This window comes from Streptomyces sp. NPDC051315 (assembly GCF_044455165.1).
Taxonomy (GTDB): domain Bacteria; phylum Actinomycetota; class Actinomycetes; order Streptomycetales; family Streptomycetaceae; genus Streptomyces.
Genome location: NZ_JBITEN010000010.1, coordinates 188,302 through 208,095, shown reverse-complemented (window position 1 = coordinate 208,095; position 19,794 = coordinate 188,302). Strand labels below are relative to the sequence as shown.

Genomic DNA, 19,794 nt, shown 5'->3' with positions numbered 1-19,794 from the left:
TCGCTCCCCCTCAGCCCTTGGCCACGGCGCGCAGCCGGTCCACCACGTCGGCCCGCAGCTCGGCGGGCTCGAGGACCACCACGTCCGGTCCGAACTCCACCAGCCAGGCGTCCAGTCCGTGGCCGTACGGAATCTCCAACTCGTCCCAGCCGTCGCCGAGTTCCCGCACCGCCGTGGCCTTCGCCCGCAGGGGGTACCCGGCATCCGTGCGCAGCCGGATCAGCGCGCTGCGGTCGGCGGTCTCCCCCGCCCAGCCGGCGACGGTCTCCCGGACGGTGACGACGTCGGGGACGGGGGCGGTGAAGCGCCCGCCGCGCGAGCGCACCTTGCCGGTGATCCGGGACAGCCGGAAGACGCGTTCGGCGCCCCGGTCGCGGTCCCAGCCCGCGAGGTACCAGTGGCCGCGCCAGCACTCCAGCGCCCAGGGCTCGACGTGCCGGGGCTCGGGGCGGGCGGCGGTGGCCTTGCGGTAGTCGAAGACGACCGGCCGGCGGTCGCGGCAGGCCAGCATCAGCGGCTCGAAGGCCGCCTCGTGCACCGGGATGCGCGGTTCCAGGGCACCGTGGGCCTCGTAGGGGTCGACGTCCTCCGGCAGTCCGGCGGCGCGCAGCTTCTGCAGGGCGCCGCTGGCCGCGCCGGCGAGCCGGGCCTGCTGCCAGACCTTGGCGGCCAGGCCGAGCGCCGCGGCCTCCTCGGCGTCGAGGGTGATGGGCGGGAGACGGTTGCTGTCGCGGCGGGCGAGGTAGCCGATCTCACCGTCGAGGCTCTCCACGGTCTCGATGACCAGCCCCAGCTCACGCAGGTCGTCCTTGTCCCGCTCGAACATGCGGTTGAAGGAGTCGTCACTGCCCGCTTCGAGGTAGGCCTCGATGGACTGACGCAGCTCGCGCTTGCTGAGCGGCCGCCGCGTCCCGAGCAGACACAGCGCCAGGTTCATCAGCCGCTCGGCCTTGGCAATGGCCATCGACGCCCTTCGCCTCCTCATGGTGCTTTTGACGCCTGACCGTACCGCTCCGCGGTGCCCCGGCAAAAGCCGAGGGCCCATGCCCGGACAGGCATGGGCCCCAGGTGGTCGGGACCGGTCGCGCGACGATCAGCCAGGACCTGTCGTACGCCGGTCGGCCGCGACCGCGATCAGACCCCGAGCAGGTCCACCACGAAGATCAGCGTCTCGCCGGGCTTGATCGCCGGGGTGGGGCTCTGGTTGCCGTAGGCGAGGTGGGCCGGGATGGTCAGCTGGCGACGGCCGCCGACCTTCATGCCCTGCACGCCGAGGTCCCAGCCCTTGATGACGCGGCCGCCGCCCAGCGGGAAGCGGAACGGGGTGCCGCGGTTCCAGCTGGCGTCGAACTCCTCGCCGGTGCTGAAGGCGACGCCGACGTAGTGCACGGTGACGGTCTGGCCCGCCTGCGCCACCTCGCCGTCGCCCTCCCAGATGTCCTTGATCTCGAGGTCCGCCGGGGGCTCGCCGCCCGGGAAGTCGATCTCGGGCTTGTCGATGCTCACGTCTGTAGCTCCTGCTTGTTCTCGATAAGGCAACGTGCACAGTCTTACACCTCGGGCGGCCTCACACCGCCGCGAGGATGTCCACCGAGAAGACCATCGTGGAGTCCTTCTTGATGTCGCTTCCGCTCGGCGGGTTGTCGCCGTACCCCAGGTCCGGCGGGACGACGACGAGGACGCGGCTGCCGACCTTCTTGCCGGTCAGGCCCTGCGACCAGCCCTTGACGACCTGCTCGAGCGAGAACGCCGTGGGCGCGCTGCGGGTGTAGGTGGAGTCGAAGTCCTTGCCGGTCTCCCAGACGACGCCCCGGTACTGCACGACCACGCTGGCGCCGGCCGCGACCTCCTCGCCGTCGCCCTCGATGATGTAGTTCGCCACGAGCTTCTTCGGCGGGTCGGCCTTGGGGACCTCCACGGGGGGCGCCTTGCCGTCGGTGTTGGTGCCGACCTTCGGCAGCGCGGCGTCGTCCTGCGGCACGTCCTCGCCCCGGGCCGAGCTCTTGGCGTTGAAGGTGCCCTGGAGGTCGATCACGAAGACCAGCGTGTCGGTGCCCTCGATACCGGCCTGCGGCTGGCCCTCCTTGCCGTATCCCCAGGTCGGGGGCACGGCCAGCTCCACGCGGCTGCCGGCCTTCTTTCCGGCCAGGCCGTAGCGCCAGCCGTCGATGATGCCGCCCTTGGCCAGTTGGATGAACAGCGGCGTCTTGCGGTCGTAGGAGTTGTCGAAGACCTTCGCGGTGTCCCAGATCTGACCGAGGTAGTGGGCCCAGACGTAGTCGTTCTCCGCGACGGTCGCTCCGCTGCCCGCGATGAGCGTCTTGACGGCGAGCTGGTCGGAGGGGGTGCCGGTGCCCTTGGCGACCGTCGGCTTCTCACCGAACTCCACGCCCGCCGTGACGGCCGGCAGCGGACCGTCGACGATCTTGGGCGCGGGCGCGGCGGAGGTGTCCGAGGCGGAGGGCGACGCGCTGCTGTCCGCCGCGTTCGAGTCGTCGGACTTGTCGTCGCCGCACGCGGCGAGCGTGACCAGTCCTGCGGGTACGGCGGCGAGAATGAGTGAGCGTCGGCGCACGGTGGGGGCCTCGTAATCCGTCGATCTTGTAGATGGCGTGCGCGCAACTCTACGGCGTGAGAAGGGCGCCGTACGGAAAACGTACGGCGCCCGTGTTGCGTTCCGGTATTCACCGGAACGCGTGGCTCACATTCCGGCGATCAGCTTCTCCACCCGGTCGTCCACCGAACGGAACGGGTCCTTGCACAACACGGTGCGCTGAGCCTGGTCGTTGAGCTTGAGGTGGACCCAGTCGACGGTGAAGTCCCGGCGCTGTTCCTGGGCGCGGCGGATGAAGTCCCCGCGCAGGCGCGCGCGAGTGGTCTGCGGGGGGACCGACTTGCCCTCGAAGATCTTCAAGTCGTTGCAGATCCGCGTGGCTTGGCCCTTTTTCTCCAGCAGGTAGTACAGGCCACGACGGCGGTGGATGTCGTGGTAGGCGAGGTCTATCTGCGCCACGCGCGGGTGCGACATGGTCATGTTGTGCTTGGCCCGGTACCGCTCGATGAGCTTGTACTTCATCACCCAGTCGATCTCGGTGCCGATGCGGTCGAGGTCCTCGGTCTCGATCGCGTCGAGCGTGCGGCCCCACAGCTCCAGGACCTGCTCGACGGTGCCGGTGCGGATGCCGCGGCGCTCGCAGAAGTCCACGGCCTTCTCGTAGTACTCGCGCTGCACCTCCAGGGCGGAGGCCTCGCGGCCGCTGGCCAGGCGCACCTTGCGCCGGCCCGTGATGTCGTGGCTGACCTCGCGGATCGCCCGGATCGGGTTCTCCAGGGTGAGGTCGCGCATCACGGTGCCCGCCTCGATCATGCGGAGCACCAGGTCGGTGGCGCCGACCTTGAGCAGCATGGTCGTCTCGGACATGTTCGAGTCGCCGACGATGACGTGCAGCCGGCGGTAGCGCTCGGCGTCCGCGTGCGGCTCGTCGCGGGTGTTGATGATGGGCCGCGAGCGGGTCGTCGCCGAGGAGACGCCCTCCCAGATGTGCTCGGCCCGCTGGCTGACGCAGTAGACGGCCCCGCGGGGCGTCTGCAGCACCTTGCCCGCGCCGCAGAGCAGCTGGCGGGTCACCAGGAAGGGGATGAGGATGTCCGCGAGCCGGGAGAACTCCCCGTGCCGGGCCACCAGGTAGTTCTCGTGGCACCCGTAGGAGTTGCCCGCCGAGTCGGTGTTGTTCTTGAAGAGGTAGACGTCGCCCGCGATTCCCTCCTCGTGCAGGCGTCGTTCCGCGTCCACCAGGAGTCCTTCGAGAATGCGCTCGCCGGCCTTGTCGTGGGTGACCAGTTCGGTCACGTTGTCACATTCGGGTGTGGCGTATTCCGGATGCGATCCCACGTCGAGATAGAGGCGGGCGCCGTTCCGCAGAAAGACATTGCTGCTTCGGCCCCATGACACGACACGGCGGAAGAGGTACCGCGCCACCTCGTCAGGCGACAGGCGGCGCTGTCCCCTGAACGTGCACGTGACGCCGTACTCGTTCTCCAGCCCGAAAATGCGGCGGTCCATGACTGAACATTACGCCCGATCCTTGGAACTGAAACGGGGTTCGGCGGCACGGTTCGGATCATTTTCCGATGAAGCCGCAACCACCGCACTCCCCGCGGGAGCTGCGAGTACCCGCCCCGTGGCCAGCAAAACCAGCAGGGACACGGCCCCCGCGGCCCCCGGTACGGCGAAGCCCCACAGGGCGCCGCCCGCCTCGACGACCGGCCCGGCCAGGCCGGTTCCGAGCGAGTGACCGACCGTGAAGGTGGTCACCAGCCAGGAGAACGCCTCGGTGACCGTGCCCCGCGGCGCGTGCCGGTCGACGATGACGAAGGCGCAGGCGATGGCGGGTGCGAGGAACACGCCGGCGAGCACCGTGAGCGCCACCATGGCGACGGCACCCGGCATCAGCATCAGCGGCAGGTAACACACCGCCAGGAACGCCACCAGGACCCGCAGTCGCCGCTCGGGCACTCCCGGCCACGGCCGGGCCCCGTACACCACTCCGCCGACGAGCGCGCCCAGCCCCAGGGCGGCCATCAGCCAGCCGTAGACCGCGTCGCCCCCGTGGTCGTCCGCGTACGGCACGGAGGCGACGGTGATCGAGCCGAGGGCGATGCCGACGAACAGGAAGGCGGCGAGCAGCGCCAGCAGCCCGGGCGAGCGCAGGGCGCCGAGCCAGTGCGCCTCGCGCGGGTCGGAGCGCCACGCGCGCGAGGGCGGCGAGACGACCACCGTCAGCGCCCCGAGCACGCCGACGGCGTTCAGGACGAGCAGCGCGGCCTGCGCCGACCACAGCGACACGCACAGGGTGACCAGCAGCGGGCCGACGGTGAACATCACCTCCTGCGCCACCGCGTCCATGGCGTACGCGGTGTGCACCTGGTCGGGGCGGCGCAGCACCGACGGCCACAGGGCCCGCAGGCCGCCCTCCAGCGGCGGAGTGAGGAGTCCGGCGGCCGCCACGGCGGTGTACGCGAGCGGCAGCGGGCCGATGCCCGTGAAGGCGAAGACGGCCATCGCGAGGGCCGAGGCGAGGGCGGCGGGCAGCTGGACGCGGGGCTGGCCGCGCAGGTCGACGAGGCGTCCGAGCACGGGCTGGCCGACGGCGTTGGCGACGCCGTAGACGGCCGCGAGGGCCCCCGCGAGGCTGTAGGTGCCGCCCTCGGCACGCACGAACAGCACGATCGCGATGGCGGCCGTGGCGTTGGGGAGCCGGCCGACGAGCGTGCCCGCCAGCAGTCTCGCCGCGTGCCTCGCCCTGAGGATCTCCAGGTATCCCGCGGCCATCGTCCCGCCTCCGTCGGCTCACCCGAGGCAGTGCGCCACCCACGGGTTTTACGTATAACGTCTCTTGTCATACGTACCATGTGCGCTGTTCACGAGTCCAGCGTTCACGCGTCAGAGGAAAGAGCGGGGCCCACGGTGGTACGAGGTAGCACGCGCCCGACCAGCCGTGACGTCGCCCAGGCCGCGGGGGTGTCGCAGGCCGCGGTCTCCCTGGTGCTCGGCGACAAGTGGCGCGGCCGGGTCTCCGAGGCCACGGCCGAGCGCGTACGGGACGCCGCGCGGGAGCTGGGCTACCGGCCCAACCTCGCCGCACGCAACCTGCGCCTCGGCCGCACCCGCACGGTCCTGCTCGTCGTCCCGGCCCTGACCACCGAGTTCTTCGCCGGCGTCTACACGGGCGCGGCCCGGGTCGCCGCCGACCACGGCTTCGGTGTGGTGCTCTACCCCTCTCCCGAGGGCGTCGGTCCGGCCCGCGACCCCTTCGCCTCCGCCCAGGCCGCCCTGGACGGCGTCATCGCCTCCTCCATGGCCGCCGACGCCCTCACCGCCATCCACGGCGACCAGCTGCCCCTGGTGATGCTCGACAGCGACCCGTCCGGGCGCCTCGGCGCGGCCACGGTCAACCTGGACATCGCCGACGGCGCCCGCCAGGTCGCCGACCACCTCCTGGGCCTCGGCCACCGGCACTTCCTGCACCTGGCGGCGGACGTGCCGTCCTGGACGTTCGAGGTACGCGCGCGCGAGCTCGCCGCACGGGTCGGCGCGGTACCGGGGACCTCGCTCAGGACGGCGCACACCCCCATGTCCATCGAGGGCGCGCTCGCCGCCGCGGAGGCCGCCCTGGACGCGCCCGGCCCCCGCCCCACCGCCGTCGTCTGCGACGACGACAAGCTCTCGGCCGGGGTCTACAAGGCCGCCCGGCGACGGGGCCTGCGCATCCCGGACGACCTCTCGGTCACGGGCGTCGACGACATCGCCCTGGCCACCGCCCTCGACCCCGAGCTGACCACCGTCCGGCTGGACGCCGAACTCTTCGGGGAAAGGGGCATGCGCGCCCTCCTGGCGGTCCTGGAGGGCCGTACCCCCGAGGGCGGAGACATTCCCGTCGAGCTGGTCGTACGGGGCTCCACGGCGGCGCCTGGCGCCTCCTGAGACGAGCTGTGCCCCGGCCGAGTCGTCGGCCGGGGCACGGAAGGACGCGAGCGGGACTACTCCTCGTCGGAGCTCTCCGCCTCGGTGGCCGCTCCCCCGGCCTCCAGCAGACGCGACAGCTGGCGGCCCACGATCCGCTTGAACTTCCGCTTCTGCGGTCGCGTACGGTCCAGCACCGCGACCTCCAGGCGCTCGGCGGGGATCTCCCGCTGCGTGCCGTTGGTGTCGCGGGACAGCGCCTGGACGGCCAGCTTGAGGGCCTCGGCGAGGGTCATGCCGTCCTGGTGGCGCTGGTCCAGGTAGCTGCTGATCTGCTCGGCGTTGCCACCGACCGCGACCGAGCCGTGCTCGTCCACGATCGACCCGTCGTGCGGCAGCCGGTAGATCTGGTCGCCGTCCGGCGTCTCGCCGACCTCGGCCACGACCAGCTCCACCTCGTACGGCTTCTCCCCCGCCGAGGAGAAGATCGTGCCGAGCGTCTGGGCGTAGACGTTGGCGAGACCGCGGGCGGTCACGTCGTCCCGGTCGTAGGTGTAACCGCGCAGGTCGGCGTAGCGCACACCGCCGATGCGCAGGTTCTCGTACTCGTTGTACTTGCCGGCGGCCGCGAAGCCGATCCGGTCGTAGATCTCGCTGAACTTGTGCAGCGCGCGGGACGGGTTCTCGCCGACGAAGACGATGCCGTCGGCGTACTGCAGCACGACCAGGCTGCGGCCACGGGCGATGCCCTTGCGCGCGTACTCCGCGCGGTCGGCCATCGCCTGCTGGGGTGAGACATAGAACGGCGTCGACACCGGTTATCCGTCCCTTTCTGTGGAAGTCACTCGATCACCTTGCCCAGCGGTGCGGCCGGCTACAGCAGCGCGGCCCGCGGGCCGTCCGGCTGCTCCAGGCGGCGTGCCAGCACCGAGCGGGCGACCTCGGCCGACTCGTCCTCGGTGAGCCGGCGGAAGCCGTCCTCGGTGATCACGGTGACGATGGGGTAGATCCGGCGGGCGACATCGGGACCACCGGTCGCCGAGTCGTCGTCTGCCGCGTCGTAGAGGGCCTGCACCACGAGGGTCGTGGCCTGGTCCTCGGTCAGGTCGTCACGGAAGAGCTTCTTCATGGCGCCGCGCGCGAAGATCGAGCCGGAGCCCGTCGCCGCGTAGTGGTGCTCCTCGGAGCGGCCGCCGGTGACGTCGTAGGAGAAGATCCGTCCCCTGCCCCGGTCCACGTCGTACCCGGCGAAGAGGGGAACCACGGCCAGGCCCTGCATGGCCATGCCGAGGTTGGACCGGATCATGGTCGACAGCCGGTTCGCCTTGCCCTCGAGCGAGAGCTGCGCGCCCTCGACCTTCTCGAAGTGCTCCAGCTCCAGCTGGAAGAGCTTGACCATCTCGACGGCCAGACCGGCGGTGCCGGCGATGCCGACGGCCGAGTACTCGTCCGCCGGGAAGACCTTCTCGATGTCCCGCTGCGCGATGACGTTGCCCATCGTGGCCCGCCGGTCACCGGCGAGCACCACGCCGCCGGGGAAGGTCACGGCCACGATCGTGGTGCCGTGCGGCGCCTCGACCACACCCTGGGTGGGCGGCAGTTGCCGGTTGCCGGGGAGCAGCTCGGGCTGGTGCTCCGACAGGAAGTCCATGAACGAAGAGGATCCAGGCGTCAGGAAGGCTGCTGGTAGACGCCCGACGCCACGAGAGTTGGCTTCCACGAGGTTCCTTCCGGATAAGCCGAATTCACAGGTGAAGCATCGGTATGGCAGGGACCTTACCCGGCTCGCGGGGGTGATCCACATGTTCGGCCGAAGCCTTCCTGCAGATCACGTGGCACCCGGTCCTGAGCACGAGGACCGGTGGACCCACGACGGATCGCGGGCTCACCGGTCCCTCACACCCCCGCACCCTCAAACCTTCGGTTCGAAGGCAAAGACGGCCTACTGCCCGCCCTTTTGTACGAAAGAGCGGACGAAGTCCTCGGCGTTCTCCTCCAGGACGTCGTCGATTTCGTCCAGGACGGAGTCGACGTCGTCGCTCAGCTTCTCGTGGCGCTCCTTGAGGTCCTCCGAAGCCTGCGCCTCCGCCGCCTGCTCCTCGACCTCCTCCGTGGAACGCGTGGCCTTCTGCTGCCCGCCGCCGGTGTCCTTGGTCGCCATTACCCTCACCCCGCTCAATTCGCCCGACATGGTCGACAGGTCGGCATCCTGCCGATCGGTGATGATCAGACCCTACAAGCCGGGTCCGACAATCGGCCCCGCAGTTCCTACAACGTACGGGGGCCACCTCGATGATTCCCTGGCGCCGGGGTTTCCACCCCGGCCGCCCGGGCCGGGCCGAGTACCCGTTCAGCCGCCCGACAAGACCCTGACCAGGTCTTCCGCCGTGCGACAGCGGTCCAGGAGCTCCTTGACGTGATTTCGCGTTCCGCGAAGCGGTTCCAGGGTTGGGACGCGCTGCAGGCTGTCGCGGCCGGGCAGGTCGAAGATCACCGAGTCCCAGGAGGCGGCCGCGACGTCGTCCGCGTACTGCTCCAGGCAGCGGCCGCGGAAGTACGCGCGCGTGTCCTCCGGGGGCTTCGACTTCGCCCGCTCGACCTCCGCCTCGTCCAGGAGCCGCTTCATGCGGCCACGGGCCGCGAGCCGGTTGTAGAGGCCCTTCTCGGGCCGTACGTCGGCGTACTGCAGGTCGACGAGGTGCAGGCGGGCGGCGTCCCAGTCGACGCCGTCGCGGCGCCGGTAGCCCTCCATGAGCTCGCGCTTGGCGACCCAGTCCAGCTCGCCGGCGAGGCTCATCGGGTCGTTCTCCAGGCGCGTGAGGGTGTCCTCCCAGCGCGCCAGGACGTCCTTGGTCTGGTCGTCGGCGTCGGCGCCGAAGCGCTCCTCCACGTACTTGCGGGACAGCTCGAAGTACTCCATCTGCAACTGGACCGCGGTGAGTGTGCGGCCGCTGCGCAGGGTGACCAGGCGCTTGAGCGTCGGGTCGTGGGAGACCTGGTGGAGGGTGCGCACGGGCTGGTCGACGGCCAGGTCGACGGCGATGAAGCCGTCCTCGATCATGGACAGGACCAGGGCGGTCGTGCCCAGCTTGAGGTAGGTGGAGATCTCGGAGAGGTTCGCGTCCCCGATGATCACGTGCAGGCGCCGGTACTTCTCCGCGTCGGCGTGGGGCTCGTCGCGGGTGTTGATGATCGGGCGCTTGAGGGTGGTCTCCAGACCGACCTCGACCTCGAAGTAGTCGGCGCGCTGGCTGAGCTGGAAGCCGTGCTCGTGACCGTCCTGGCCGATGCCCACCCGGCCCGCTCCGGCGAAGACCTGGCGGGAGACGAAGAAGGGCGTGAGGTGGCGCACGATGTCCGAGAAGGCGGTCTCCCGCTTCATCAGGTAGTTCTCGTGCGTGCCGTAGGAGGCGCCCTTGTTGTCGGTGTTGTTCTTGTAGAGGTGGATGGGCTGGGCGCCGGGGAGCGCGGCGGCCCGCTCGGCGGCCTCGGCCATGATCCGCTCGCCGGCCTTGTCCCAGAGGACCGCGTCGCGCGGGTTGGTGACCTCGGGGGCGCTGTACTCGGGGTGCGCGTGGTCGACGTAGAGGCGCGCGCCGTTGGTGAGGATCACGTTGGCGAGGCCGATGTCCTCGTCGGTGAGCTGGCTGGAGTCGGCGGCCTCGCGGGCGAGGTCGAAGCCTCGCGCGTCCCGCAGCGGGTTCTCCTCCTCGAAGTCCCAGCGGGCCCGGCGGGCCCGGTGCATCGCCGCCGCGTAGGCGTTGACGATCTGGGACGAGGTGAGCATGGCATTGGCGTTCGGGTGGCCGGGGACGGAGATCCCGTACTCCGTCTCGATGCCCATTACTCGCCGTACGGTCATGCGGCCCTCCTTGCCCGGCGGCGCCCTCGGTCGTGGGCACCGCTCAGATACCGCTGGTGCTCCGGTGCGTGTGCGGTGCCCGTCCCCGCACTGCGCCGGGCGATACGGAAGAGCCTAGAACGCCTCTGCGCTGGTGGGGAGATCATTTGCGTCATTGACTGCTCCAGCCGTGGCCCGAAAAGCAGTCGGCTGCGGGTACCCGGAAAGGGCACCCGCAGCCGCCCTGTTTTTACAGGTACTGTCCGGTGTTGGCCACCGTGTCGATGGAGCGTCCGGTGTCGGAACCCTGCTTTCCGGTGATCAGGGTGCGGATGTAGACGATCCGCTCGCCCTTCTTTCCGGAGATCCGGGCCCAGTCGTCCGGGTTGGTGGTGTTCGGCAGGTCCTCGTTCTCCTTGAACTCGTCCACGCAGGCCTGGAGGAGGTGGGAGACGCGAAGGCCTTTCTGGTTCTTCTCCAGGAAGTCCTTGATCGCCATTTTCTTGGCGCGGCCCACGATGTTCTCGATCATGGCGCCGGAGTTGAAGTCCTTGAAGTAGAGGACTTCCTTGTCACCGTTGGCGTAGGTGACTTCCAGGAAGCGGTTCTCCTCGGATTCGGCGTACATGTGCTCCACGGCCGTCTGGATCATGCTCTGGACGGTGGTGGTCTTGTCGCCGCCGTGCTCGCCGAGGTCGTCCGCGTGGAGCGGGAGGCGCTCGGTGAGGTACTTGCCGAAGATGTCCTTGGCCGCCTCGGCGTCCGGACGCTCGATCTTGATCTTCACGTCCAGCCGGCCGGGCCGCAGGATGGCCGGGTCGATCATGTCCTCACGGTTGGAGGCGCCGATCACGACCACGTTCTGCAGGCCTTCCACACCGTCGATCTCGGCGAGCAGCTGCGGGACGATGGTGTTCTCCACGTCCGAGCTGACACCGGAGCCACGGGTGCGGAAGAGGGACTCCATCTCGTCGAAGAAGACGATCACGGGAGTGCCCTCGCTGGCCTTCTCACGAGCCCGCTGGAAGACCAGGCGGATCTGCCGCTCGGTCTCGCCCACGTACTTGTTCAGCAGCTCGGGGCCCTTGATGTTGAGGAAGAAGCTCTTGCCCGCGGCCTGGCCGGTGACCTCGGCGACCTTCTTGGCCAGCGAGTTGGCGACGGCCTTGGCGATCAGCGTCTTGCCGCATCCGGGGGGCCCGTACAGCAGGACACCCTTGGGCGGCCGCAGTTCGTGCTCCTTGAACAGGTCCGGGTAGAGGTACGGGAGCTCGACCGCGTCGCGGATGGCCTCGATCTGGCCGCCCAGGCCACCGATCTGTTCGTAACCGATGTCCGGGACCTCTTCGAGGACGAGTTCCTCGACCTCGCTCTTCGGAACGATCTCGTAGACATAGCCGGACCGGGGTTCGAGCAGCAGGGCGTCGCCGGGACGGATGGTGACGTCCAGCAGCGGCTCGGCGAGCCGTACCACCCGTTCCTCGTCGGTGTGCCCGAGCACCAGGGCCCGCTCGCCGTCCTCCAGGATCTCCTTGAGGGTGACGATGTCCCCGACGCGCTCGAACTCCATGGCCTCGACCACGTTGAGCGCCTCGTTGAGCATCACTTCCTGGCCGCGCCGGAGCTCCTCGAGCTCGACACTGGGGCTGACGTTCACCCGGAGCTTGCGGCCCCCGGTGAAGATGTCGGCCGTGCCGTCCTCGTTCGCCGCGAGGAAGACACCGAAGCCGGCCGGCGGCTGCGCGAGCCGGTCGACCTCCTCCTTGAGGGCCACGATCTGGTCGCGGGCCTCGCGGAGCGTGTTGGCGAGTCGCTCGTTCTGGGCGGACACGCCGGCCAGGTTGGTCTGCAGCTCGACGATCCGCTCTTCGAGAATCCTCGTGTGTCGCGGAGAGTCGGCGAGCTTGCGTCGCAGGACGGCGATCTCCTGCTCAAGGTAGGCAATCTGCCCGGCCGGGTCGTCGGACCCTCGTCCCGGGCGGATGCCGCGGTTCATGTCGTCGTCGTGGGCTGCCACGGTCCTCACCTCCTCCAAGGGGAGCTGGACGCTTCCAGACCCTACCTGGGTGGGTGTCGATTGAAACCCCTAGATCACAAAGACTGTCGGGGTGTGTCCGATCTTCACCCTTGCGCTCTCCCTCACGCCAGGGGAATACCCACCGAACATGATTGGAAAGCGGCCGGAGGTAGGGTCGAAGTGTTCAACACCCGTCAGAGCCTGCATCGTTCCCGTGCGGCTCGACAGTAAACGGCAGGAGATATGAGCGTGCAGCAGGAAGCCGGTCTCGGCGGCGAGGCGCTGGAGGTCTGGATCGATCAGGATCTCTGTACCGGCGACGGCATCTGCGCCCAGTACGCGCCGGAGGTGTTCGAGCTGGACATCGACGGTCTGGCGTACGTCAAGAGCCCGGAGGACGAGCTCCTGCAGGACAAGGGGGCCTCGACGCCCGTGCCTCTGCCGCTGTTGACGGACGTGGTGGACTCGGCCCGGGAGTGCCCGGGCGAGTGCATCCACGTGCGCAGGGTTTCGGACAGGGTCGAGGTCTACGGCCCGGACGCCGAGTGAGCGGACGCGTACGGCCCGTTACGACTGTCTGATTTCTCACAGCCCTCGGCGGCCGGTTCAGACGCTGTGGGTACCGGCGGGCGTCGAGCGGACGAACGCCTCGTCCTTCCACCGCCACTTGGCGCTGTCCTTCACATCGGGACAGCAACTGGGCACGTCGGCCGAGGAGTAGCCGAGGAGTGAGGCGAGGACGGCGCCGTCGTCGACGGAGAGGCTGGCGACGGTGCGCCGGTCCTTCGGATCGACGAGGGTGGCCACCACGCGCGCGTGGGCGGAACCGGTGGCCCGGGTCAGGACGTAGACGCCGTCGGGCGGGGTGCCCATGGGGGCGTCGCAGTGGACCACGGCGACCGTCTCGGGCCTGCCGTCGCCGTCGAGGTCTCCGGAAGCCTGTTTCACCACCAGGGCCTTGACCGGGCCGCACTCGATCGGGAAGTCGACGCCGGTGGTGGCCGGGGCGGCGGCGGTCACGGGGGCGGACCGGTGCTCCTGGCCGGTGGCCTGGGCCGCCGTCGCCGGGTCGGGCTGGAGGACCGAGGAGAGGGCGACGACGCCGGCCACGGCGGTGGCGGTCGCGAGCCAGTGGATCGGCCGGGTGTGGGTGTGCGCCAGTTCCGGGACGGCGGAATGCACTAGGAGCGTCTCCTGAGAGGGCAGTGCCGGTGGGGTGGCCAGCATCGTGCCACACGTCACAGTGCGGGGGAACGGCGGGGTCCGGAATCTCGGACGCCGGGGCCGCGGGATCCCGTGCGGCGGCCGGGGCGTTGCCGTGGGCCGGCCCCAACAGGGCGGCGCCGTGGCCGAGTTCTTACGTGGTGGGGAACTCGGCCACGGCGCCGATTCGTTGACCGTGGTACGCGGGCCGTCTCAGCGGCCCGTGCCGCCGTCGGCGTTGGGGCCCGCGTAGTCCTCGCCGTAGGCGCCCTTGGCCGGGCGGCGGCGGCGCATGGGCGGCTCGACGCCGTCGGCGAGGCGACGGGCGGTGAGGAGGAAGCCGGTGTGGCCGATCATCCGGTGGTCGGGGCGGACGGCCAGGCCCTCGATGTGCCAGTTGCGGATCATCGTCTCCCAGGCGGTCGGCTCGTTGAAGCAGCCGATCTCCCGGATGGACTCGACGGTCCGGGCGAGCTGGGTGGTGGTCGCCACGTAGCAGCACAGGATGCCGCCGGGGACGAGCGCCTTGGAGACGGCCTCGAGGCACTCCCAGGGGGCGAGCATGTCGAGGATGACCCGGTCGACGTCGGTGTCGGACAGGTTGTCCTGAAGGTCGCCGACGGTGAGCTGCCAGGCGGGGTGCGGGCCGCCGAAGTAGCGCTCCACGTTCTGCCGGGCGATCTCGGCGAAGTCCTCGCGGCGCTCGTAGGAGTGCAGCATGCCCTGGTCGCCGATGGCGCGCAGCAGGAAGCTGCTGAGCGAGCCGGAGCCGACGCCGGCCTCCACGACACGCGCGCCGGGGAAGATGTCGGCGAAGGCGAGGATCTGCCCCGCGTCCTTGGGGTAGACGACGGCTGCCCCTCGGGGCATGGACAGGACGTAGTCGGGGAGCAGGGGGCGCAGCGCGAGGTAGGCGACGTTCCCGGTGGTGCGGACAACGCTGCCCTCGGGAGCGCCGATCAGTTCGTCGTGCGGGAAGGAACCCTTGTGGGTGTGGAAGTTCTTCCCGGCCTCGAGCGTGAACGTGTAGTGGCGGCCCTTGGGGTCGGTCAGCTGAACCTGGTCCCCGACCTTGAAGGGCCCGCGCCTGCGGGCGGCACCGGTCGGTTCGGACATGTGACCAGCCTACCGGCGTTTCGGGGGGCCGCCGACCACCGTTGCGGCGGAGCGGGGCTCAGCTGGGGCGGGCCATCGCCTTGACGAAGGCCCGCTCGACGTCGGCCGCGGACAGGACGCCGTAGATCTCGCCGGTCTCCTCCACCACCAGGTACTCGGTGGCGGGGGTGGCGCGCAGGGCGTCCAGGAGGTCCTCACCGGCCAGCTCGGCGGAGACGCGCATGCCGTCGGTGAGCTCCTGGGCGAGTCCGCTGACGGCGACCCAGGGACGGCGGTGTTCGGGTACGCCGACGATGGCGGCCTCGCGGACCAGGGAGAGGGGTTCGCCGTGGGCGTCGACGACGACCAGGGCGCGGGCGCCGGCGTCGTTGGCGCGGCGCAGGGCCTCGGAGAGCGGGGTGTCGGACTCGACGGGGACCGCGCGGCGGGTGAGGTTGCGGGCGCGCAGCTCGGGGAGGTGTTCGCGCAGCCTCGCCATGCGCAGGCTGTTGCCGGCGCCGGTCCAGATGATCGCGGCGAGGATGGCGGCGAGCAGGGCGTCCATGACCGTGTCCATGCCGACGCTGTCCTCGGCGGCGTCTCCGAGCGCCCCGGACTGGGTCAGCAGGGGCAGTCCGATGAGGACGGAGACGGCGAGGGCGCGGCCGACCCAGGCGGCGGCGATCGTGCCGCTCATGGGCTTGCCGGTGATCTTCCAGACGACGGCGCGGAGCATGCGGCCGCCGTCGAGGGGGAGGCCGGGCAGGAGGTTGAAGACGGCCACGATGAGGTTGGAGATCATCAGGCCGGCCAGCAGGACGCCGGGGACCGTGCCGGGCTCGACGGGCTGCAGGGCGAGGTAGAAGAGCCCGGACAGGACGAGGGAGAGCAGCGGGCCGACGAAGGCCAGCCAGAACTCCCGGCCCGGGGTCTCGGCCTCCTTCTCGATCTCGGAGACGCCGCCGAAGAACTGCAGCTGGATGCGGCGGACCGGGAGCTTGAAGCGGAGGGCGGCGACCGTGTGGGCGAGCTCGTGGACGAGGACGGACGCGTAGAAGGCGACCGCGAAGAAGAGGGAGACGAGGTAGCGGGCGGCGCCGAGTTCGGGCAGCACGCGGTCGAGCTGGCCGCCGAACACCCAGGTGATCAGCGCGGCGACGAGGAACCAGCTGGGGGCCACGTAGACGGGCACGCCGAAGGGGCGCCCCATCAGCAGGCCGCCGCGGGGCTCCGGGGGGCGCGGGGGGCGGCGGCCCTTGGCGGGGGCCGGCGCTTCGCCGAGGGCGGGCACGTGACCCGGGTCGCCGTGGGTGTGGGCCCGGGGGCGGTCGGGGTGGAGGTCGGTGGGGGTGGTGGACGGGGAAGGGGTGGCGGATCCGGCCTGCTCGGTGGGAGCGTCCCGTTCCTCTCCCGCCGAGGCCTGCGCGCCCTTCCCCGGGGAACCGTCCGCTTCCTTCGCGGGACCCTTCCCGGGCGTCACCTGGTCCCTCGCCGGACCCTCCCCGGGCGTCGCCCGGTCCTCGGCCGGCCCCTCCCCGGGCGTCACCCGCTCCCTCGCGGGACCCTCCTCGGGCGTCACCGGCGGGGGCGCAGGTGTGACGGAGCGCTCGGCCGACTCTTCGCTGTCCGGCCGCGGCCGCCCGCTCCCGCCGCTTTCCACCACGGTGTCCCCTCGATCGCTGCAACTCCCGCTCCGGCCGGGCGGGAAGGGTCTCGGGACCGATGGTATGCGTCCCTCGTGACGCGTTCCGCCCCGGCACCCCCCGTGTTTTCCCGGTCGGCACCGGTGTCCGGGCCGCGAGTGGGTGACTGTCAGTGGCGGGCCGTAAGGTCTGTGGGCATGGAGAGCAGCAGCGAGGGCGTCGCCGAGACGGGCGACGCCGGTGTCGTGCAGGCCCCACCGCAGGTGGGGGTACCGGAGGCGGTGGCGGACGGCGGCGAGAGGACCTTCCTCGCCATAGCGCCCGCCTCCCTCTCGCCCTCGCGCGCCGGCGACTTCATGCAGTGCCCGCTGCTGTACCGGTTCCGGGTCATCGACCGGCTGCCGGAGAAGCCGAGCCCGGCGGCCACCAAGGGCACCCTGGTGCACGCCGTGCTCGAGCGGCTGTTCGACGCCCCGGCGGCCGAGCGGACCGCGCCCCGGGCCAAGGCGCTCATCCCCGGTCAGTGGGACCGGCTGCGCACGTCGCGGCCGGAGCTGGTGGAGCTGTTCGCCGACGATCCGCAGGGGGAGCGGCTGGCGGGCTGGCTGACGGAGGCCGAGCGTCTGGTCGAGCGGTGGTTCACCCTGGAGGATCCGACCCGGCTGGAGCCGGCCGAGCGGGAGCTGTTCGTCGAGGCGGAGCTGGAGTCCGGGCTGACCCTGCGCGGGATCATCGACCGGGTCGACGTGGCGCCCACCGGCGAGGTGCGGATCGTCGACTACAAGACGGGCAAGGCACCCAGGCCGGAGTACGCCGAGGGCGCGCTGTTCCAGATGAAGTTCTACGCCCTCGTGGTCTGGCGCCTGAAGAAGGTGATCCCGCGCCGGCTCCAGCTGGTGTACCTGGGCAGCGGCGACGTCCTGACGTACGACCCGGTCCGCGCCGACCTGGAGCGGGTCGAGCGCAAGCTGCTCGCCCTGTGGGAGGCGATCCGGCTGGCGACGGAGACGGGTGAGTGGCGGCCGCGGCCGACGAAGCTGTGCGGCTGGTGCGACCACCAGGCGCACTGCCCCGAATTCGGCGGCACTCCCCCGCCCTATCCGCTGCCGGTGAGGGCGGCCGACTCCGGTGCCGGCGCGCAGGGCAGAATGGGGCCGGACTAGCGAAGGAGACTTACGTGGCCATCCGCGTCCTACTGGTCGACGACCAGCCGCTGCTGCGTACCGGCTTCCGGATGATCCTGGAGGCGGAGCAGGACCTCGCGGTGGTCGGCGAGGCCGGCGACGGCCTCCAGGCCCTCGACCAGGTGCGGGCCCTGCAGCCCGACGTGGTTCTGATGGACATCCGCATGCCCCGGATGGACGGGGTGGAGGCGACGCGGCAGATCACCGGGCCCGGACGGGACGGTCCGGCGAAGGTTCTCGTGCTGACCACCTTCGACCTCGACGAGTACGTGGTGGAGGCGCTGCGGGCCGGAGCCAGCGGGTTCATGCTCAAGGACGCGCCGGCCAACGAGCTCGTCCAGGCGATCCGGGTGGTGGCCGCCGGCGAGGCGATGCTCGCGCCGAGCATCACGCGCCGGCTGCTCGACAAGTACGCCACGCATCTGCCGTCCGGTGACGAGCCGGTGCCGGACACCCTGCACACGCTCACCGACCGCGAGGTCGAGGTGCTGAAGCTGGTGGCGCGGGGGCTGTCGAACGCCGAGATCGCCGCCGACCTGTTCGTCAGCGAGACCACCGTCAAGACGCATGTCGGGCATGTGCTGACCAAGCTCGGGCTGCGCGACCGGGTGCAGGCCGCGGTGTACGCCTACGAGAGCGGGCTGGTGCGCCCCGGCGCGCAGTGACACGGCGTACCGACGCCCCGCACACGGCACGGAGGGCGCCCCTTCCTGACAAGGGGCGCCCTCCGCGTGTGTGGACCGGTCGTGGCCTCAGCCCTTGTTGAGCTCCCAGAAGCGGAACACGGTGGAGGCGTCGAGGCAGTTCTCCAGGCCGTAGACGTCGTCGTGGACGACGGCGTACTGCTTGGCCTGCCAGACCGGGAGGACGGGCAGCTGCTCGGCGACGATGTCCTGGAGCCGGGCGTAGTCGTCGTCGGTGGCGGCGCGGTTGCTCTCGGCGGCGGTGCGCGGGATGAGGGTGCCGGTGATCGTGCCGTTGGCGTAGTTGTTGGCCAGCACGTTGCCCTCGCCGAAGAAGGGCGCGGTGAAGTTGTCGGCGTCCGGGTAGTCGGGCACCCAGCCCTTGACGTACACGCCGTACTTGCCGTCGGCGATGTCCTTCTCGTACTGGTCGTAGGCGACGGACTTGACGTCGGCGTCGAACAGGCCGCTGGCGTTGAGCTGGGCGGCTATGGCCTTCAGCTCGTCGTCCGTGGCGGGGCCGTAACGGGAGGGCGTGGACCAGAGGGTGAGCTTCACCTTGCCGGTGATGCCCTCCTCCTGGAGCGCGGCGGCGGCCTTGGCCTTCGAGGGGCGGGCGCCGTAGCGGTCGAAGAAGGCCGTGTTGTGGCCGCCGATTCCGGCCGGGATGATCGAGTACAGCGGGTCGGCGGTGCCCTGGTAGACGTCCTTGATGAGGGCCTCGCGGTCGATCAGGTAGGCGATGGCCTGGCGGACGCCGAGCTTCCCGGCGACGGGGTCGTCCATGTTGAAGACGAGGTGCTGGACCTCGGCGCTGCTGCCCTCGACGACCTCGACGCCGGAGCTGTCGTTGCTCGCCTCGATGTCGGCGATGCCGGCGGCGGTGAGGCCCCGGTAGGCGATGTCGACCTCGTCGGCGAGGAGGGCCTTCTCCAGGCCGCTCTGGTCGCCGTGGAAGAACTTCAGCGTGACGCCGGTGTTCTGGACCTGGGCGGTGCCCCGGTAGTTCTCGTTGACGGAGAAGACGGCCTCGTCCTCGCTGAAGGAGTCCAGCTTGTAGGGGCCGGAGCCGACTGCCCGGCCGTCCTGGCGCAGGCCGTCGGCGTCGTACGAGCGGTGGTCGACGATGGAGCCGGCGCCCGAGGCGATCTTGCTGGGGAAGGTGGCGTCGGGGACCTTCAGCTTGAAGACGACGGTCTTGTCGTCCGGCGTCTCGACCTTGTCGAGCATGGGGAACATGATCGCGGGACCGGCGTCGTCGTTGATCTTCAGCATGCGGTCGAAGGAGAACTTGACGTCCTCCGAGGTGAGCGCGTCACCGTTGCTGAACTTCAGGCCGTCCTTCAGCGTGCACTCGTAGACCTTGGTCTGCGTGTCGGTGAAGGAGCACTCCTGTGCCGCGTCGGGCTCGGGTTCGGTGCCGCCCTTGGGGAAGCTCAGCAGTGACTGGAAGACGTTGTTGAACAACAGCCAGGAACCGGGGTCGTAGCCGGCCGCGGGGTCCGTGGCCAGGACGTCGTCGGACATCCCCATGACCACGGAGGAGCCGTCGCTCCCGGAGTCCCCGCTCTCCGTGCCGCAGCCGGTCAAGAGGCCGGAGGCCAGTCCCGCCACGATCGGCAGGACCGGCCACTGGTTGCGCATGTTCACTCGCGTGTGCCTTGT

General features: G+C 70.4%; 18 protein-coding genes. 4 read left to right on the top strand and 14 right to left on the bottom strand.

The window, feature by feature from the left end; genetic code table 11:
* Positions 1 to 10 precede the first annotated feature (10 nt).
* From ACIBBD_RS20820 to ACIBBD_RS20800, 5 genes are all read right to left on the bottom strand, one after another.
* Positions 11 to 964 (bottom strand): helix-turn-helix transcriptional regulator, encoded by a 954-nt coding sequence (locus tag ACIBBD_RS20820; RefSeq protein ID WP_399420930.1) that lies wholly within the window; start codon positions 962 to 964, stop codon positions 11 to 13.
* Positions 965 to 1,134: 170 nt separating this feature from the next.
* Positions 1,135 to 1,506 (bottom strand): FKBP-type peptidyl-prolyl cis-trans isomerase, encoded by a 372-nt coding sequence (locus tag ACIBBD_RS20815; protein WP_345586804.1) that lies wholly within the window; start codon positions 1,504 to 1,506, stop codon positions 1,135 to 1,137.
* 61 nt (positions 1,507 to 1,567) lie between these two features.
* Entirely contained in the window at positions 1,568 to 2,575 is a 1,008-nt protein-coding gene (locus ACIBBD_RS20810; RefSeq protein ID WP_399420929.1) for an FKBP-type peptidyl-prolyl cis-trans isomerase, read from the bottom strand.
* Between the two features lie 126 nt (positions 2,576 to 2,701).
* Positions 2,702 to 4,063, bottom strand: coding sequence for a Pup--protein ligase (pafA, locus tag ACIBBD_RS20805; protein ID WP_055622880.1), 1,362 nt, complete (start codon positions 4,061 to 4,063; stop codon positions 2,702 to 2,704).
* A gap of 9 nt (positions 4,064 to 4,072) precedes the next feature.
* Positions 4,073 to 5,332 (bottom strand): MFS transporter, encoded by a 1,260-nt coding sequence (locus tag ACIBBD_RS20800; RefSeq protein ID WP_399420928.1) that lies wholly within the window; start codon positions 5,330 to 5,332, stop codon positions 4,073 to 4,075.
* A 135-nt stretch (positions 5,333 to 5,467) separates the two neighbouring features.
* Here ACIBBD_RS20800 and ACIBBD_RS20795 point away from each other — a divergent pair, with 135 nt between their 5' ends.
* Positions 5,468 to 6,484 (top strand): LacI family DNA-binding transcriptional regulator, encoded by a 1,017-nt coding sequence (locus ACIBBD_RS20795; RefSeq protein WP_399420927.1) that lies wholly within the window; start codon positions 5,468 to 5,470, stop codon positions 6,482 to 6,484.
* A 56-nt stretch (positions 6,485 to 6,540) separates the two neighbouring features.
* Here the strand turns inward: ACIBBD_RS20795 and prcA are convergent, their stop codons facing one another.
* The 5 genes from prcA to arc all read right to left on the bottom strand — a co-directional run bounded on the left by prcA (position 6,541) and on the right by arc (position 12,321).
* Positions 6,541 to 7,278 (bottom strand): proteasome subunit alpha, encoded by a 738-nt coding sequence (gene prcA / locus ACIBBD_RS20790; RefSeq protein WP_399420926.1) that lies wholly within the window; start codon positions 7,276 to 7,278, stop codon positions 6,541 to 6,543.
* Between the two features lie 59 nt (positions 7,279 to 7,337).
* Positions 7,338 to 8,183, bottom strand: a complete 846-nt coding sequence (gene prcB / locus ACIBBD_RS20785) for a proteasome subunit beta (protein ID WP_399420925.1) — start codon at positions 8,181 to 8,183, stop codon at positions 7,338 to 7,340.
* 222 nt (positions 8,184 to 8,405) lie between these two features.
* The gene (locus ACIBBD_RS20780; protein ID WP_062154959.1) at positions 8,406 to 8,624 is read right to left on the bottom strand and encodes a ubiquitin-like protein Pup; all 219 of its coding nucleotides are present in this window, start codon (positions 8,622 to 8,624) and stop codon (positions 8,406 to 8,408) included.
* 189 nt (positions 8,625 to 8,813) lie between these two features.
* Complete coding sequence (dop, locus tag ACIBBD_RS20775) at positions 8,814 to 10,325, bottom strand: depupylase/deamidase Dop (RefSeq protein WP_399420924.1); 1,512 nt, start codon at positions 10,323 to 10,325, stop codon at positions 8,814 to 8,816.
* Positions 10,326 to 10,554: 229 nt separating this feature from the next.
* A complete protein-coding gene (gene arc / locus ACIBBD_RS20770; protein WP_399420923.1) occupies positions 10,555 to 12,321 on the bottom strand; it encodes a proteasome ATPase in 1,767 nt (588 codons plus the stop codon).
* Positions 12,322 to 12,564: 243 nt separating this feature from the next.
* Here arc and ACIBBD_RS20765 point away from each other — a divergent pair, with 243 nt between their 5' ends.
* A complete protein-coding gene (locus tag ACIBBD_RS20765; RefSeq protein ID WP_399420921.1) occupies positions 12,565 to 12,870 on the top strand; it encodes a ferredoxin in 306 nt (101 codons plus the stop codon).
* Positions 12,871 to 12,927: 57 nt separating this feature from the next.
* On the opposite strand, the gene ACIBBD_RS20760 is transcribed toward ACIBBD_RS20765, so the two are convergent.
* The 3 genes from ACIBBD_RS20760 to ACIBBD_RS20750 all read right to left on the bottom strand — a co-directional run bounded on the left by ACIBBD_RS20760 (position 12,928) and on the right by ACIBBD_RS20750 (position 16,282).
* On the bottom strand, positions 12,928 to 13,503 hold the full coding sequence (locus ACIBBD_RS20760; protein ID WP_399420920.1) for a hypothetical protein: 576 nt from the start codon (positions 13,501 to 13,503) through the stop codon (positions 12,928 to 12,930).
* 234 nt (positions 13,504 to 13,737) lie between these two features.
* Positions 13,738 to 14,640: a tRNA (adenine-N1)-methyltransferase gene (locus ACIBBD_RS20755; RefSeq protein WP_189996165.1), complete on the bottom strand. Its 903-nt coding sequence runs from the start codon at positions 14,638 to 14,640 to the stop codon at positions 13,738 to 13,740.
* A gap of 58 nt (positions 14,641 to 14,698) precedes the next feature.
* Positions 14,699 to 16,282, bottom strand: coding sequence for a site-2 protease family protein (locus ACIBBD_RS20750; protein ID WP_399420919.1), 1,584 nt, complete (start codon positions 16,280 to 16,282; stop codon positions 14,699 to 14,701).
* A gap of 177 nt (positions 16,283 to 16,459) precedes the next feature.
* On the opposite strand from ACIBBD_RS20750, the gene ACIBBD_RS20745 reads away from it, so the two are divergent.
* Positions 16,460 to 17,425 carry a RecB family exonuclease gene (locus ACIBBD_RS20745; RefSeq protein WP_399420918.1) on the top strand — a complete coding sequence of 322 codons (966 nt, stop codon included), beginning with the start codon at positions 16,460 to 16,462 and terminating at the stop codon, positions 17,423 to 17,425.
* A 14-nt stretch (positions 17,426 to 17,439) separates the two neighbouring features.
* Entirely contained in the window at positions 17,440 to 18,111 is a 672-nt protein-coding gene (locus ACIBBD_RS20740; RefSeq protein WP_399420917.1) for a response regulator, read from the top strand.
* Between the two features lie 87 nt (positions 18,112 to 18,198).
* On the opposite strand, the gene ACIBBD_RS20735 is transcribed toward ACIBBD_RS20740, so the two are convergent.
* Positions 18,199 to 19,779: an ABC transporter substrate-binding protein gene (locus tag ACIBBD_RS20735; protein ID WP_399420916.1), complete on the bottom strand. Its 1,581-nt coding sequence runs from the start codon at positions 19,777 to 19,779 to the stop codon at positions 18,199 to 18,201.
* Positions 19,780 to 19,794: the final 15 nt, after the last annotated feature.

Excerpts from the sequence above, each read along its gene's own strand:
- ACIBBD_RS20780 (WP_062154959.1), bottom strand. The coding sequence starts at position 8,624 with ATGGCGACCAAGGACACCGGCGGCGGGCAGCAGAAGGCCACGCGTTCC.
- ACIBBD_RS20755 (WP_189996165.1), bottom strand. The coding sequence starts at position 14,640 with ATGTCCGAACCGACCGGTGCCGCCCGCAGGCGCGGGCCCTTCAAGGTC.
- ACIBBD_RS20745 (WP_399420918.1), top strand. The coding sequence starts at position 16,460 with ATGGAGAGCAGCAGCGAGGGCGTCGCCGAGACGGGCGACGCCGGTGTC.
- ACIBBD_RS20765 (WP_399420921.1), top strand. The coding sequence starts at position 12,565 with ATGAGCGTGCAGCAGGAAGCCGGTCTCGGCGGCGAGGCGCTGGAGGTC.
- ACIBBD_RS20800 (WP_399420928.1), bottom strand. The coding sequence starts at position 5,332 with ATGGCCGCGGGATACCTGGAGATCCTCAGGGCGAGGCACGCGGCGAGA.
- pafA (WP_055622880.1), bottom strand. The coding sequence starts at position 4,063 with ATGGACCGCCGCATTTTCGGGCTGGAGAACGAGTACGGCGTCACGTGC.
- dop (WP_399420924.1), bottom strand. The coding sequence starts at position 10,325 with ATGACCGTACGGCGAGTAATGGGCATCGAGACGGAGTACGGGATCTCC.
- ACIBBD_RS20820 (WP_399420930.1), bottom strand. The coding sequence starts at position 964 with ATGGCCATTGCCAAGGCCGAGCGGCTGATGAACCTGGCGCTGTGTCTG.